Source organism: Rothia sp. HMSC062H08 (assembly GCF_001810775.1).
GTDB lineage: Bacteria > Actinomycetota > Actinomycetes > Actinomycetales > Micrococcaceae > Rothia.
In genome coordinates this window covers 65,728-81,634 of record NZ_KV802674.1, presented here as the reverse complement: position 1 = coordinate 81,634, position 15,907 = coordinate 65,728, and the positions used below count along the sequence as shown (strand labels likewise).

The 15,907-nt window shown below is 59.2% G+C and carries 9 protein-coding genes; 3 read left to right on the top strand and 6 right to left on the bottom strand.

Translation table 11 applies throughout. The features are described from left to right. Positions 1 to 316 precede the first annotated feature (316 nt). From HMPREF2765_RS07575 to HMPREF2765_RS07565, 3 genes are all read left to right on the top strand, one after another. The gene (locus tag HMPREF2765_RS07575; RefSeq protein WP_049357817.1) at positions 317 to 2,026 is read left to right on the top strand and encodes an ABC transporter family substrate-binding protein; all 1,710 of its coding nucleotides are present in this window, start codon (positions 317 to 319) and stop codon (positions 2,024 to 2,026) included. 330 nt (positions 2,027 to 2,356) lie between these two features. Further along, positions 2,357 to 4,057, top strand: coding sequence for an ABC transporter family substrate-binding protein (locus tag HMPREF2765_RS07570; protein WP_070605075.1), 1,701 nt, complete (start codon positions 2,357 to 2,359; stop codon positions 4,055 to 4,057). Between the two features lie 257 nt (positions 4,058 to 4,314). Then, positions 4,315 to 6,018, top strand: a complete 1,704-nt coding sequence (locus HMPREF2765_RS07565; protein ID WP_070605072.1) for an ABC transporter family substrate-binding protein — start codon at positions 4,315 to 4,317, stop codon at positions 6,016 to 6,018. Between the two features lie 188 nt (positions 6,019 to 6,206). Here HMPREF2765_RS07565 and HMPREF2765_RS07560 read toward each other — a convergent pair whose 3' ends face one another. From HMPREF2765_RS07560 to HMPREF2765_RS07535, 6 genes are all read right to left on the bottom strand, one after another. Next, on the bottom strand, positions 6,207 to 7,235 hold the full coding sequence (locus HMPREF2765_RS07560; RefSeq protein WP_246824943.1) for a dihydrodipicolinate synthase: 1,029 nt from the start codon (positions 7,233 to 7,235) through the stop codon (positions 6,207 to 6,209). Positions 7,236 to 7,432: 197 nt separating this feature from the next. Then, positions 7,433 to 9,508 carry a glucose PTS transporter subunit IIA gene (locus HMPREF2765_RS07555; protein ID WP_049342723.1) on the bottom strand — a complete coding sequence of 692 codons (2,076 nt, stop codon included), beginning with the start codon at positions 9,506 to 9,508 and terminating at the stop codon, positions 7,433 to 7,435. A 517-nt stretch (positions 9,509 to 10,025) separates the two neighbouring features. Then, positions 10,026 to 12,593 carry an HAD-IC family P-type ATPase gene (locus HMPREF2765_RS07550; protein WP_049342722.1) on the bottom strand — a complete coding sequence of 856 codons (2,568 nt, stop codon included), beginning with the start codon at positions 12,591 to 12,593 and terminating at the stop codon, positions 10,026 to 10,028. A gap of 258 nt (positions 12,594 to 12,851) precedes the next feature. Continuing rightward, the gene (locus tag HMPREF2765_RS07545) at positions 12,852 to 13,622 is read right to left on the bottom strand and encodes a heme ABC transporter ATP-binding protein (protein WP_049333960.1); all 771 of its coding nucleotides are present in this window, start codon (positions 13,620 to 13,622) and stop codon (positions 12,852 to 12,854) included. Further along, positions 13,619 to 14,698: a FecCD family ABC transporter permease gene (locus tag HMPREF2765_RS07540; RefSeq protein WP_012904203.1), complete on the bottom strand. Its 1,080-nt coding sequence runs from the start codon at positions 14,696 to 14,698 to the stop codon at positions 13,619 to 13,621. The genes HMPREF2765_RS07545 and HMPREF2765_RS07540 overlap by 4 nt, the downstream gene beginning before the upstream one ends. After that, a complete protein-coding gene (locus tag HMPREF2765_RS07535) occupies positions 14,698 to 15,861 on the bottom strand; it encodes a heme/hemin ABC transporter substrate-binding protein (protein WP_049342720.1) in 1,164 nt (387 codons plus the stop codon). Before HMPREF2765_RS07535 ends, HMPREF2765_RS07540 begins: the two co-directional genes overlap by 1 nt. Between the last annotated feature and the right edge of the window lie 46 nt (positions 15,862 to 15,907).

Below are 15,907 nucleotides of genomic sequence, written 5' to 3'. Positions count from 1 at the left end.
TCTCAAAGTACCGGGTGTGACGCGCTCGCGCGCCAATGCTACATAATATTTCATTTTTTAGTTTTCGCACGCGGCTTCCGCATGATGATGCGGGTTCGGGCGCTGAACCCGTGATTTTTAGACGGTGTATAGTTCTTCCACGGATTGGACTGTGGTCTGCGTCGCTTCTTTTGGGGGTATACTGTGTTTCAACCACAAACAATGTGGGGGCTCTCACAAAGGTGATGGGCGGGAGCTTCGGCGCTCCCGAAAAATCAGCGCACAACACGGTGCGCTTATCGAATAGCACCCGAGCCCTCCGGCATGAGGAGAATACATGACTCATCTACGTATTAATCGCCGTACCCTGCTGACCGGCACCGTTGCCCTGGGTACCGTCGGCCTGCTCGCTGCATGCGGCGGCGGCTCTGACAAGAAGATCAGCGGTAAGGCTGCATCAAGCACCGAGGAAATCGTCAAGAACCTCGAAATTAACAAGCAGGACCGCTCCTCCCTCAAGCAGGGTGGCGAGTTCCGCGGTAGCGTCTCTGCAGTCGGCCCGAACTTCAACATTCTGACTCAGAGCGGCTACACCACCGCGAACCTCACCGCATTCGGTGGCCCCTGCAACATCCCCTCCGCTATCGGCTTCACCTCCCTGAGCCCTGCTGGCGAATACAGCCTCAACGACGACTATGTCAGCGACTACAAGGCAGAGACCGTTGGCGGCGTGCAGACCATCACCTTCAAGCTCAACTCTAAGGCTGTCTTCAACGACGGCACCCCCGTTGACGTTGAGGCAATCCGCGCCGCGTGGACCGTCTACCGCAACCCCGATGACGGCTACAACGTCATCGCAACTCCCTTCTGGCAGCAGGTGGCGTCCATCGACCCCGTGGATGGCGACAAGACCCGCGTCAAGATCGTCATGTCCAAGCCCCTGTACCCCGCTGAGACCCTCGGCCTGCTCGGTCTGCACCCCGCACTGACCGACAAGGAGCTCTTCAACAACGGCTTCGTGAACAAGCCCATGGATCAGTACTGGTCCGGCCCCTTCAAGATTGGCGAGTGGAACTCTTCGGCTAAGACTCTCACCCTTGTGCCCAACGACAAGTGGTGGGGTGAGAAGCCGCTGCTGGACCGCATTATCTGGCGTGAAATGGGCGACGAGGCAGAGCGCGCAGCGTTCAAGAATGGCGAGCTGGACAGCATTGGCTTTGCTGGCCTGGCAACCTACAACGCTGTCAAGGGTCAGCCCGGTGTCCAGATTCGTACCGGCCAGAGCCTCGGCGTGATTAACCTGCAGTTCAACCCGACCCGCGTGACCGACACCGCCCTGCGCCGTGCAGTCTTCGCCGCGGTTGACCGCTCCCAGCTGGCTAAGGTCAAGTTCGGCCAGATCAACTGGGAAGAGCCCCTGACCGGCTCCATGATTGCTATGCCCTTCCAGAAGGGCTACCAGAACAACATGCCGTCCAACCCCGGCGCCGAGGCTGCGGCAAAGATCCTGGAAGCAGCAGGCTACTCCAAGTCCGGCGACTACTACGCCAAGGACGGCAAGACTGCAGGCTTCTCCATCACCTACTTCGGTTCGGATGCAACCTCTCTGGCTCAGTTCCAGAACCTCGAGCAGCAGCTCAAGGCGGCAGGTATTAAGCTCGAGCAGGACAACCAGCCGCAGTCCCAGTTCAACTCCGTGATGGGCGCTAAGCAGTACGACTGTGCCTTCTCCGGTTGGGGCATTGGTGCTGACCCCGCCGACAGCGTTCAGTACTTCTACACCAGCGAAATTAACGAGGGTGTGGGCGATCCTGAGCTGGATAAGTACATTGCCTCCATTTACGAGAAGGAATCCCACGAGGAGCAGTTGAAGATGGCTGCTGAGGCTGAGAAGCAGCACATGGAGAAGGTCGCTATTTACTTCCCCTACGCTAACGGCCCCAGCTACGTAGCTGTGAAGGAGAAGCTGGCTAACTACGGTCCTTCCCTCTTCGCAACCAGCTACACCGACCCCAAGCGCTGGGTCAATGTGGGTTGGCAGAACTAAAGCCACATGTTAATTTTCTGGATTCCTATTCGGTAGTTGCTGAATTTTCGGAGGCGCCGGTATAAGGCTCTGGAGGGTAAAGTCCCGCGGTATTCCGCCTCAGTGGCGGGGTACTGCGGGGCTTTTCTGTGTTTTTGATGGGGGGTTTGTGGTGGGGTGGTTTCGGGGATTGGCTGAAATATTTTCCCTAAAACGGTGAACTAGGTCATAGTGCGTGGGAAATGTGTGTATACTAATCTCAATGCAAAATGTGCGTGCTGTCACAAAGGTGTGCGGGTTGTGTTCCCCCGCGTACAGCAAAGCAGCATCCCACCTAACTGAGGAAAACTAATGACCACTTTCACCCTCAACCGTCGTACCCTGCTCACCGGCACCGTCGCCCTGGGCACCGTAGGCCTGCTCGCAGCCTGCGGCGGCAACTCCTCCAAGACCGAAACCAGCGCTCTCTCCGCGGGCGACGACCTCTCAAAGGCAGTCTCCTACAACGAGAAGGACCGCTCCGCCCTCAAGGACGGCGGCGAACTGCGCCTGAGCGCTGACGGCATCGGCCCGAACTTCAACATCCTCAACACCAACGGCTACACCGCCGGCAACCTGAACATTCAGGCAGCCATCAACTCCGCCTTCACCGGCGGCTTCTACGCCGACTTCCGCGGCGAGTCGCACATGAACGAGGACTACGTCACTGAGTACAAGGCGCAGACCGTTGACGGCGTGCAGACCGTGACCTTCAAGATCAACCCCAAGGCAGCCTTCAACGACGGTACCCCCATCGACGTGAACGCCGTCAAGAGCTACCAGACCATCTACACCGCCGCGGCATCCGGTTCGGACTACCAGATCACCCCCTCGCCCATCTGGGAACAGGTCGCAAGCGTCGAGGCTGTGGACGGCGATACCCGCCACGTGAAGGTCACGATGTCCAAGCCCTGGTACCCCATCGAAGGCAGCTTCACCTCGTTCCTGCACCCGGCATTCGCCGACCCCAAATTCTTCAACGACGGCCTGAACGACAAGCCCCTCGACCAGTACTGGGCAGGCCCCTTCAAGGTCGGCGAGTGGAACTCCTCCTCCAAGGTGCTCACCGTCGTCCGCAACGACAAGTGGTGGGGCCAGAAGCCCGCCCTCGAGCGCATCACCTGGCGTGAAATGAGCTCCCAGGCAGAGCAGGCAGCCTACAAGAACAACGAAATCGACTACGTGGACGCCAGCACCCTCAGCTCCTACAACGAGCTCTCCGGCGTGGCAAACACCGATATCCGCAAGGGCAGCGCCCTCGGCGTGGGCAACTACGAAATCAACCCCGAAAAGGTGCCCCTGCCCGTCCGCCGCGCCTTCGTTACAGCCCTCAACCGTGAGCAGCTGCAGAAGCTGCGCTACGAGAAGCTCGGCTGGAAGGAAACCCTGCCCGGCTCCATGTGCATGCTGCCCATGCAGGAAGGCTACCAGGACAACTACCCGACCAAGCTCGGCAAGGACGTCGCCACCAAGATCCTTGAGGACGCGGGCTACACCAAGTCCGGTGACTACTACACCAAGGACGGCGCTAAGGTCTCCTACCCGGTCATCACCTTCGGTAGCGACCCGGTTGTCAGCTCCACCGCACAGTTCCTGGTTCAGCAGATGAAGGAAATCGGCGTTGAACTGACCATCGAGAACCACGGTGCCTCCGAAATGTCGAGCATCATCTCCTCCAAGAACTTCGCGATTAAGACCGGTGGCTACGGCATCACCACCTCCCCGGTGGATGCGGCGAACTACTTCTACATCTCCGAGACCAACAACGGTCACGGTAAGGATCTGGACTCGCTGGCAGCAACCATGATGTCCACCGAGGACCCGAAGGAACAGCTCAAGATCATGAACGAGCTGGAGAAGCGCCACCTGGACGAGGTCGCCATCTACGTGCCCACCCACAACGGCCCGAACTTCAAGGCGTGCCGTAAGGGCCTGGCAAACTACGGCCCCATGCTCTTCGGTCTGCCCTACTACAACCCGAACGTGTGGATCAACGTCGGTTGGGAGAAGTAAAAATCTAAGCGTTGAGCACCGCTCACACACTCCATAAGGGGTAAAAGCGCTACAGCGGCGTGTTACAGAAGGATTAAAACCTTCTGGAGCACGCCGCTTTCCCGTTCCTCAGAGATTTGCACGGATATACTTAAAACAAATGCGGGCATTCTGCCCGCGACCCCGGCAGAGACTGTCCTCCCGCCGGGTTGGAGTGTTAGTTGCGCACCGTTCGCGCGCCGCCTCCACAACACTGCGAATACTCTAGGAGAAATTCCATGAAGAGCATGTCTGTCTCTCGCCGTACCCTCCTGACCGGCACCGTTGCCCTCGGCACCGTCGGTCTACTGGCTGCCTGCGGCAGCTCGAAGGAAAAGGTTGGCGGTAGTGCCGCTAACAACGCTGAAGATATTCTGAAGAACCTTCAGGTCAACAAGCAGGACCGTTCCTCTCTCAAGCAGGGCGGCACCCTGACTCTCGCGGCTACCGCCCTGGGCCCGAACTTCAACCTGCAGACCCAGAGCGGCTACACCTCCAGCAACCTGGACGCACTGGCACCCTGCAACATTCCCGCCGTGATGGGCTTCTACACCATGAGCCCCGACGGTGAAGGTACCCTCAACACCGAGTTCTGCACCGAACACAAGACTGAAACCGTCGACGGTGTGCAGACCGCAACCTTCAAGATCAACCCGAAGGCAGCCTTCAACGACGGTACTCCTATGGACGTGAAGGCTGTGCAGGCTTGCTGGAAGGTCTACAGCGCAGTCACCGACAACCCCTACCACATCACCGATAACCAGATGTGGCAGCAGGTGGAAAGCATCGAGGCAGTGGACGGCGACGACCGCCACGTCAAGGTCACCATGAAGACCCCGTACTACCCCTCCGAGGGTCTGTGCGCCTTCGCAATTCACCCCGCTCTGGAAGACGTCAACCTCTTCAACGACGGCTTTGTCGACAAGCCCCTCGACCAGTACTGGGCAGGCCCCTTCAAGATTGGTGAGTGGAACTCCTCCCAGAAGGTGCTCACCCTGGTCAAGAACGACAAGTGGTGGGGCGAGAAGCCGGTGCTGGATCGCATTATCTGGCGCCAGATGGACTCCGATGCAATCCGTGCAAGCTTCAAGAACGGCGAACTGGACGCCTTCACCTTCGTGGGTGCAACCAGCTACAACGCTGTGAAGGGTCAGGCAGGCACCGAGATTCGCCAGAGCCAGAACACCAACGTCAACATTATTCAGCTGAACCCCAAGCGCATCGAGGACCTGGCACTGCGCCGCGCAATCCTCGCAGCTGTGGACCGTGAGCAGATCGCTAAGGCGTACTTCTCGCAGCTCGGCTGGACCGAGCCGCTGCCCGGCTCCATCATCGCAATGCCGTTCCAGAAGGGCTACCAGAACAACTACGAGGGTGAGTCCGGCGCCCAGGCAGCCGCCAAGATTCTGGAGGCCGCAGGCTACTCCAAGTCCGGCGACTACTACGCTAAGGGCGGCAAGACTGCCAGCTTCGCCCTGACCTCCTTCGGTTCCGAGGCTGTCTACCAGGCTGTCTACCAGATCCTGGAGCAGCAGCTGAAGTCCGCAGGTATCCGCCTGACCTCCGACAACCAGCCGCAGTCGAACTCCAACTCCGTGCTCGGCCAGAAGAGCTACGAAGCAATCTTCACCGGTTGGGGCGTTCTGCCCGACCTGGCATCCTCGGCACCCTACTTCTTCACCACCGAGGTGTTCGGAGTCGGTGACCCCGAGGTTGATAAGCTCATCGAGAAGCTGCAGAACACCGAGAACGATGGCGAGCGCATCAAGATCGCCAACGAGGCGGAGAAGCTCTACTACGAGAAGGTCGCTGTGTACCTGCCCTACGGTAACGGCCCGATGTACGCCGCTGTGAAGGCAAAGGTTGCAAACTACGGTCCGTCCCTGTTCAAGCAGAGCTACACCAGCGCTGACTACTGGGTCAACGTCGGCTGGCAGGAATAGAGTAGGCGAGAGTAATACCGTTTCAAGTAATGCTCTAGTCATCCTGTAGGACTTAAAATCCCGGGTACTCTCACAAGAGAGTGCCCGGGATTTTTCTGTTCCCCTTGTTCTGTGTCCTTCAGCGGGACACGTTAGCGGGATATGTAATTACAAAAACTGAGGGAGGGGAGTGCCGCCCTAACCGGTTGCTACCACTCGCCCATGTACAGGGAACGCTCCTGCAGGTACCTCAACAGGTTCGGGTTCTGCCGCAGATAGAAGATGCGGTAAATGCCGCCTCCAGCGACAATAAAGGCCAGCGGGAATCCCAAAATCACGAGGACGCGGCTCATATTAGCTGGCAAATCAAAAGGAGCGCTGCTGGTTGCGACCAGCACAATCCACAGAGAATAGCCCACGCAGGCGAGCAGAGTGCCCCACATTCCGCGCACCAGCCAGCTCACCAGCGTCACCGCAATGACCCACGCGAGTGCCAACGTGAACTGATGCCGCTCCGCGTGAGCCCAGGGGAGAGCCCCCACGAAGATAATTGCGGGGATGCCGAGGTAACCGGGGATATTCAGTGAGGCAAGAATGTTTACGCAAAAGTAGCCCAGGAAAATAGCGCTCAACGACGAAGACAGGAACAGGTGCAGGGGTATCGTGCCGTCGCCGCTATAGGCTGCGGTGGGGCCTGCGTACACGGTTTCAAACATGAGGGTTAGCGGAGTCATCATGTATTCAATCCAGACCACCAGCGCAAACGCACCGAAAATGCCGAGAGCCTGCATCAGCGCAATCAGCCGTGAACGCGCATCGTGAGGAATGGTGAAGCTCTGACCCTTCGCCTTGACTCCGCAGACATGAACGACAGCTACCATTGCCGCGATGCACAGTACCCAGCGCAAGAGGACGCCGGGCAGCTCAGGAAGACCGCCGTAAGCCCCCGTGGCGGGGTCACCCCAGGCTCCGGGGAGCAGCGTAATAGCGTGAGCACCCTCGGGGAGATGGGAGGAAGAGGCAAGCCGGTGCGGCTCATAGATAACCCACCACAGAAGGCAGGCTGGAATCAGCGCGGAGAGCTTACGCAACAGAACCGGAAACGGCGCGGCCTCATAGACGAGCGCCTCAAGATTGAGCCGGCGCATCAGCCGTCGAACAGGAGAAAGAGCATGCAACTCTTTTTGCTGCTCTTCCCACACCCCGGTATCCCATGTCCTAGTATCAGAAGACATCATCGTACTCCCTATCACGTGAGAACTTCCTTGTTGAGCTTATTATCACATTAGCAGAAATACCCCCCCGGCCAGTGCCTAAACCCCAGCAAAACCTGCCCAACAAACCCTGCCCAAAGAATCAGCACATCAGGAAGCAGGGTATAAAGGAAAGGGGCCCCACCACAATGGTGGGGCCCCTTAGAGCCTCAGAAAGCGAACTACTTAGTGGTCACCTTCAGGACGGTGCTCAGGTTCTGGTGAGCAACGCCCGGCAGACCCTTAACCTCAGCAAACTTGCGGGTGTTGGTGACAATCACCGGGGTAATCAGCGGGTAACCCGCATCCTTGATGACCTCGGGATCGAACTCAATCAGAGTGTCGCCGGCGGCAACAACATCGCCCTTGGCAACCTTCACGCTGAAGCCCTTACCGTCAAGGTTCACGGTATCCAGACCAACGTGAATCAGCAGCTCAATGCCGTTCTCCAGCTTCAGGCCCACAGCGTGGCCCGAGGGGTAGGTTGCGGCAACCTTACCGGCTGCGGGAGCAGCAACAGTGGTACCGGTCGGCTCAATCGCTACACCCTCGCCCAGCTTGCCAGCCGCGAAAATCGGGTCCGGAACATCGGCCAGAGCAACGGCGGTACCCTCAATCGGGGCGTGCAGCTCAATGACCTCACCGGCTGCAGCGGGAGCCGCGGCGGCGGCAGCGGCGGCCTCAGCCTTGGGAGCCTCCTCGGCCTTCTTCTCTACCTTCTTCTCGGCGGGAGCAGCGGCAGCCTCTTCCTTCGCACGCTGAGCGGCGTGCTTAGCGGCGTCGTCCTTCGACTCGTAACCGAAGACCAGCACACCGGCCATCGCGCCGAAGAAGGCAATAGCCAGGCCAATCACGTACAGGTACGAGGGCTGCATAGCCGGAATCGACAGCAGCGAGGTGAACGCAAAGGCGTAGGACTTAACGCCCAGCATCGAAATGGTCGCACCACCGATCACGGCGGGAACCAGAATAATCGGAATCACGCGCTTGTAGCGGAGTACCACACCGTACATGGACGGCTCAGAAATACCGCCCAGCAGACCGGACATCGACGCACCGATAGCGGTCTGGCGTAGCTCGCGGTCCTTCTTGGCGCGGATAGCCACACCGGTCACCAGGCCGAACACGGCGAAGTTGTACGCACCCATGGGGGACTGGATGAAGTCGGTACCCATGGTCTGCAGGTTGTTAATCATCACGGCGTTCAGCGGCCAGTGCAGGCCCAGCGGAACCATGAACAGGTACAGGCCGGCAATCAGGGCACCCACAACACCGGGAGCCACATCGTTAATCATCTTCAGGAAGTCAGAGATGCCCATAGCCACACCGATACCGATGGGGCCCACCAGGAACGCGGTCACCGGAACCAGAATCATGACCGAAATCATCGGCACGAACACCATCTGCAGCATCGAAGGAATAACCTTCTTCAGGAAGCGCTCAAGCGGAGCCAGCAGAGCAACAGCTAGCAGCGGGGGGAAGACCTGACCGGTGTAGCTGAACGCGTACAGCGGCAGATCCAGACCGAAGAACGGAACGTTCAGAACCTTGGTTGCGGGATCAGCCAGAGCGGTCAGATCGGTGAAGGTACCGGTCATCAGCGCAGCGGGGATAGCCGCACCAACCCACATGTTCGCGCCCAGACGCTTAGCTGCGGTAGCACCCAGCATGATGGGCATGAAGTTCAGCACCGACAGCGAAGCAGCCTTCAGGATGTACCAGAAAGCAAACTGATGCATCCACTGGTTGTTCAGAGCGGTAGCGGCTTCCTTATCAGCCACGCGAGCACCGTTGACGATGTCCACGTTCACAACCTGACCGGTCAGGTCGGTGTACTGGCCGAAGAAGCCCAGCTGCTGCAGGAACACGATGAGGGTCAGAATCATCGAGGTACCCAGAAGTGCCCACAGCAGCGGACGGAAGGAGTCAGACAGAACGTCGAAGACGTTGGTGAGCCACCCGGCCTTCTTACCGTTAGACTCTGCCGGAGCCTCGCTCTCAGCCTGCTTCGACATGGAGGGCAGCGCGTTAATCTCGTTGTACACGGCTTCAACGCGGTCACCCAGCACCACCTGGGTCTGGCCGGACTGCTCAATCACGGTGAGCACGCCGGGCAGGGACTTAATCTTCTCGTTCTGCACGGCCTCGTTCGACACGGGGGTCACACGCAGGCGGGTCGCGCAGTGCGTCATGTGCGAGATGTTCTCGGGGCCGCCGAGGCCGTCGAGAATCTTCTCGCCAAGTTCGCGGTTGTTCACGATACTTCCTTAGATATGCGGTCAAAGTCTATGCACAGGGTGAAATCTGAACGGTCGGGTGGGGGTGGGAAAACAGCCGCGCTACGCGCAAAAGCTTCCCAAAAACACAAAAGACCCGAGCGCTCTCAACCTACGGTCGGGACGGATGCCCCGTACGGGTACAGCGATACGGCGCGACCACCGGCTACGCGCCGGAAGCTACACTACCGCTATGGTGTTGAGTCACTCAGGTCTTGCCTGCCAATCCAGTAACAATCCTGTTCAAGAGAGGGATACCCCTTCTCAATAGTTCCCTGTAACTTTAAGGGTTTTCCCAGGTTCAGGGCAAGATGGATACAGGAAACTCCCAGAAGCTGTTAAAAATTTCCGCAAATGGATGCGACCCCCGGGCGGGTCATTCGGGCGAGCCAACCGACGGATAAAGGCACAACGCACGGAGGGCCCCGCATCCTCGAAACGAGAATACGGGGCCCTCCAAAAAGTCCCAGCCGGGGCTATCCCGGGTAGGGGCAACGAACTACTTCGCGGTCTTCTTCGGGACGAAGCTCAGCGAGGCCACCTCAAGATCGGGGTAGTGGCGCTTCTGCCAGCGGCGGTTGCGATGCGCATTCACCTCAATCAGAGCCGCACCCAGGGCACCGGCACCAATTGCGGTCCACAGCAGGTGCGGGGCCACCTCGGTGAACTGGTGGTACTCCACTAGGATCGGCACGAAGAGCGCCGCGAAGAACACCGCCAGCAGCGCACCGAAGAGCAGCACACGGGCGCGGTTCAGCGGGCGGGCCACGGCGGCCAGGTTCCACAGGCCCATCATGACCAGGGTAATGAACGAAGCTGTCTGCACCTGGCGGATATCGCCGATGTGCATCCACAGCGAAGTGGCCGTCACCAGTAGTAGCATGGCCACCACAATAATCGAGTTCGGAACCGTGTAGTTCAGCACGCGGCGCAGGAAGCCCGGCACGTAGCGGCGCGAGTTCGGCAGTAGGGTCAACGCGAAGGAGGACGCACCCACAATCAGGAAGTCAGCGGTCGAGTACTGGCGCGGCAGGAAGGGGAACACCCAGCCGAACAGGCCAAACACCACGCCCAGCAGAATCGCGAAACCGGTCTTCGTCAGGAACAGGTTCGCCACCATCTCAATGTTCGTGATGACCTGGCGGCCCTGCTCCAGGGCGGCCGGCAGAGACGAGAACTTACCGTCCAGCAGCACCAGGCGAGAGACAGCCTTCGTCGCCGGGGCAGCGTTACCCATCGCGATACCCAAGCTTGCGTGCTTGAGCGCCAGCGCGTCGTTAATACCGTCACCGGTCATCGCCACCACGTGGCCGCGCTCCTTCAGTGCAATGACCATGTTCTTCTTCTGCTCGGGCGAGACACGACCGAAAATATTGTGGGTCGCGGCAGCCTCGGCAAGCTCCGGGCCGTCCTCGGGCAGGGTAGAGGCATCAACCGCGCCGGCGGAGGTGTCCATACCCGCAGTCTTTGCGGCGGCGGCAACCGTGAACGGGTTATCACCCGAGAAGACCTTCAGCGTCACACCCTGACGGTGGAAGTACTCCACAATCTCCGGGGCGTCCGCGCGCACGTTCTCGCGGAAAATCACGAACAGAACCGGGGTAGCGTCCGCCGGAATCTTCTGGACGGGCTCACCCTTCTCGTTACGCACCACGGCCGCGGCATGGGCCAGCACCATCGTGCGCAGACCCAGTGCCGCTAGCTCGGCGGCGCGCTCGCGCTCGGCGGTGCCCTTAGCGAGCAGCGCCTCCGGGGCGCCCAGCAGCCAGGCCCCCGAATCCTTAAACTCAATCGCGCTAAAACGCAGCGCCGACGAGAACGGCACGATGCCGCTGACGGTAGCCGAGGAAGCCTGCGGGAAGCCGCCGGTCAGCGCTGCGGCGGTCGGATTCGCGTTCTCATCGTGGCCGAACCACGACAGCGCCTCGTTCCAGCCGGTCGGCAGGGAGGCACGCCAGGAAGTATGCTCGGCAGAGTCGGCGTCGGGGCCCTCAGCCACCGCCTCGGTGGTCAGGGGACGCACCGAATCAAAAATCACGCCACCTTCGGTCAGGGTGCCGGTCTTATCGAAGCAGACCACGTCAACGCGAGCCAGCACCTCAACCGCAGGCTGCTCCTGCACCAGGATATTGTGCTTGCGGCCCAGAGCCACGGCTGCCGCGGCGAAGGCCAGGGTGGTCATCAGCGCCAGGCCCTGCGGAATCATCGAAGCCACCGAAGAGACCACGGCGATAGACACCTGCTCCCACATGTGGTTCTGCTCCACGGCCTCCAGGCCACCGGCGGCGCGAATCTGACCCCACAGCACCACCGGAATAATGACGGCCAGACCAATCGTAATCCAGCGGACCACGAGGTTCAGGGCATCGCGCAACTCAGACTGGATACGCGAGAACTGGCGCGCCTCGTCGGAAATCTTGCTGGCTCGCGAGTTCGCACCCACGTGAGAGAGCAACACGCGACCGGTACCACCCAGCACACTCGAGGCCGAGAGCACCATGTCGCCCGGGCGCTTAGCAATCGGATCGTTCTCGCCGGTCAGCAGGGATTCGTCCAGCTCCAAAGAATCGGAGGTGAGCACCACGGCATCGGCGGGCACCTGATCGCCGCGCTTGAGGACCACAACGTCACCCTCAACCAGCTGCTCCATCGGAACCTCAACGCTCTTACCGTCACGCACGGCAGTAGCGGGGGAGCGGTCCAGCAGGGAGATGCGGTCCAGCTCAAGCTTCGCCTTGTACTCCTGCACGAAACCGATGACCACGTTAGCGATAACAGCCGCCAGGAAGAGCAGATCAGCCCAACGCTGGTACATAATCACCACGGCACCGCAGGCACCCAACACAAAATTGAAGACCGTGAACAGGTGCGCACGCATAATGCTCCACAGCGTGCGAGAAGACTTATTGTTTTGGGTATTGACCTTACCCTCAGCCGTCAGGCGTGCAACGTCATCGCTGGTGAGGCCGTGCTGGGCGATATCGAAAGATCCGCTATGCGGTGTTTCAGAATATTCGGGAATGTAGCCGGCAACGGCAGGCGTTGCCGTTTTCTGCTGAGGGTCCATGCAGGGGTCTCTTTCTCGAATGGATGGAATGCTGAACTGAATAGAGTTCAGTATTGCGGACACTACCTTTCAGTGTATCCGTGCAGGAGGGGATAAAGATAATCTCCGCCCTGTAATGAACTGATATTTATAGCCATTCCAGAACGGAGATTTAATATATGCGAATACTGGCATATTTTGAGGTGGAAAGTGTTTGCGGGATGGTTCGCTAACGCCCCGTAAAATCAGCGCGCTAGCAGACTCAGTGCGCTAGCAGACTCAGCGCTCCGGCAGAATCAACAAACGATTCGTCACCGGATGCCTCAACACCTCAATCGGATGCTGATACACCTCAGACAACAACTCCGCCGAACACACCTGCTCAGGGGCGCCCGAAGCAACCACCTCACCACCACGCAACAACACCATACGGTCAGAATACGCAGCCGCCACATCCAAGTCATGAAGCACCGTCAACACTGCAGCACCCTCAGCAGCCAACTCACGGCTCACCCGCAACGTCTGCTCCTGATGCGTAATATCCAACGCCGCAGTCGGCTCATCCAAAAGAATCAGCGGAGTCTGCTGAGCAAACACACGCGCCAAATGCGCACGGCCACTCTCACCACCGGACAGAGTCGTAATATCGCGATCCGACAAGTGAGTCACCGACGTACGCTCCATCATCGAAGCAACCACGGAGTCATCCTCTTCAGCGCGCTCCGTACCCTTCCACGGGGTGCGGCCCATCTGAACCACCTCATGCACCGTGTACGAAAACGCCACATTCAACTTCTGCAACAGCATCGCACGCTGACGCGCCATCTGACGGGCAGGAATAGAACCCAGCGGGGTGCCATCCAACAGAATCTCACCGCCACTGGGAGCAATATCACCAGCAATCACACCCAATAGAGTTGACTTACCGGCACCATTGGGGCCAATCAGCGACACAACCTCGCCCGCAGCAACAGACAGAGACACATCATTCAAAATCTGACGCCCACCAGCGTTAAAACACACACCGGACAGGCTCAACAACTCACTCACGAAGCACCTCCGCCCTGGCCCAGGGAACGACGCAACAACACGAAGAACGTCGGGCCGCCCACCAAAGCCGTAAAAATACCAATCGGCAAATCAGCAAAAGGCACCAGCGTACGTGCACCCAAATCAGACAGCGCAATCAACAGCGCGCCACCCAATGCCGAAGCCGGCAACAACACACGATTCGACGGACCCAAAATCATGCGCAACAGGTGAGGAATAATCAGACCAATAAACGCAATAATGCCCGCATACGCCACCGCAGCACCCGTCAACAAAGCCGTCGCCGCAATAGACACCGCACGTAGGCGCTCCACGTTCACACCCGAATGCTGCGCTGCACGCTCACCCAACGCCAGAACATCCAGCGAAGAAGCCATCACAAAACACGCTACCAAGCCGATCAGAATAACCGGCCACACGCTCGCCACAGCCTTCCACGTGGAACCGTTCAGCGAACCCATCTGCCAGAACACAATCTGATCGCGGCTCGTCGTATCAGCAATAAACATGAGGAACGCAATAATCGCATTCGCCACCGCAGTCACCGCAATACCCGTCAAAATCATCGACAGGACCTTCGCACGACCCGAAGAACGCGACAGGAAATACACCAGCGCAGTAGCCGCCAACGCACCCACAAACGCGAATGCAGGAGTCGTGAAAATACCGAAGAACTGCAGGTTCAACACAATCGACAAACACGCGCCAACCGCCGCACCCGAGGAAACACCAATCACGCCCGGCTCAGCCAACGGGTTACCAAACACCGACTGCATCACCGCGCCGGAAGTACCCAAAGCGGCACCCACCAGCACACCCAACAGCACACGCGGGAAACGGATATTCCACAGAGTGCTATCCGCCAGCTGCATCGCCGGGTTCTCCGGCGCAAGGCCCAGACGGCGGCCCACTGAAGCAACCACCTGATCAATCGGGATATTGTACTGACCCAAACCCGCAGACAGCACCATCACAACGCACAGTGCCACCGCCAAAAACGTAAACGTCAGACCGGCACGACGCCGACGCGACGCACGATAATCCCGCGCACCCGCCGCACTCTTCACGGCAGCCACTACTGGCCCCCCGCAGGAGTCGAGTACGCAGCCTTAGCCAGCGACAAAAGCACCGCCGGAGTATTCGGGCCATAGGACAGAATCTGGCCGTCACCCATATCGATAATGCGCTTATTCTTACCGGCAGTCGTCTCACTCACACCCGGGCGAGCCAAGAAACCATCCAAACCGCCGGTGGATTTAATGCCGCCGCTCATGGTCAGAATGACGTCCGGGTTCAGCTTCACCAGCGCCTCACTGGTCGCCGGAATAATATTCGTCGCGTTCTGCTCAGACGCCACATCTCTACCGCCAATAGCCTGAATCAAATCGTCAGCGCCCGAACCCTTGCCGAGCACGAAGAACACGCCAGCGGTACCGCGCACGTACAAGAACGCGAACGACACCTGCTGTGCACCCTTCGGGGCAACGTCCTTGAGCACCTGCAGGGCATAATCCAGGTCCTTCTGCACGCGGGCAGCAACCTGCTCGCCCGCCTCCGGAACACCCAGCGCCTGCGCAACAGCCTTGAGCTGCGGAATGATCTTATCCATACGACGCTCATGATCGAAGACCACCACGGTCACGCCCGCAGCGCGCAACTGGTCCACAATCTCAATCGGGCCGTTGCTCTTATCCCACAGCACCAGGTCCGGGGAGGTCGCCAGAATCGCTTCAGCGTTCAGGTCATGACCGTTCTGGGTCACCAGCGGCAGGTGAGCCAGCGACTGCTCCGTCGAGGAGGTGACACGGCCAACCAGACGACCGCCCAGACCCAGCGCAATCATCTGCTGAGCCAGAGTGCCGTACAGGTCCAGTGCCAGCACACGGTCAGCGGACTTAACGGTCACCTCGGTGCCGTTGAAATCCTTGAACGTCACGGGGAAAGCCGGAGTGGGGGTATCGACCATCGGCTGAATTTCGGGGGTATCTGCGGCGCTATTGGGGCCGCGCAGAGCCTTCTGATCAGGGGCAATGGAAGAACGCAGCTGATCGGCAAGGTTCTCCAAAACGGTGCGGGTGCTCTGCTCATCCACCACAGCCTGCGAAGTGCTTGAAGAAGCGGCCGGGTTCTGAGTACCCACACCGCAAGAGCTCAGCAGAAAAGCGGAAGTGATGGAGAACGCCGCATACTTCATTGCATCGCGGCGGTTCAGGGCAGAAGAAGAAAGGGAAGAAAACATCGTCGTCTCACAGAAAAAAAGGGAGTTAGAAAAACTGGGGTAGGCG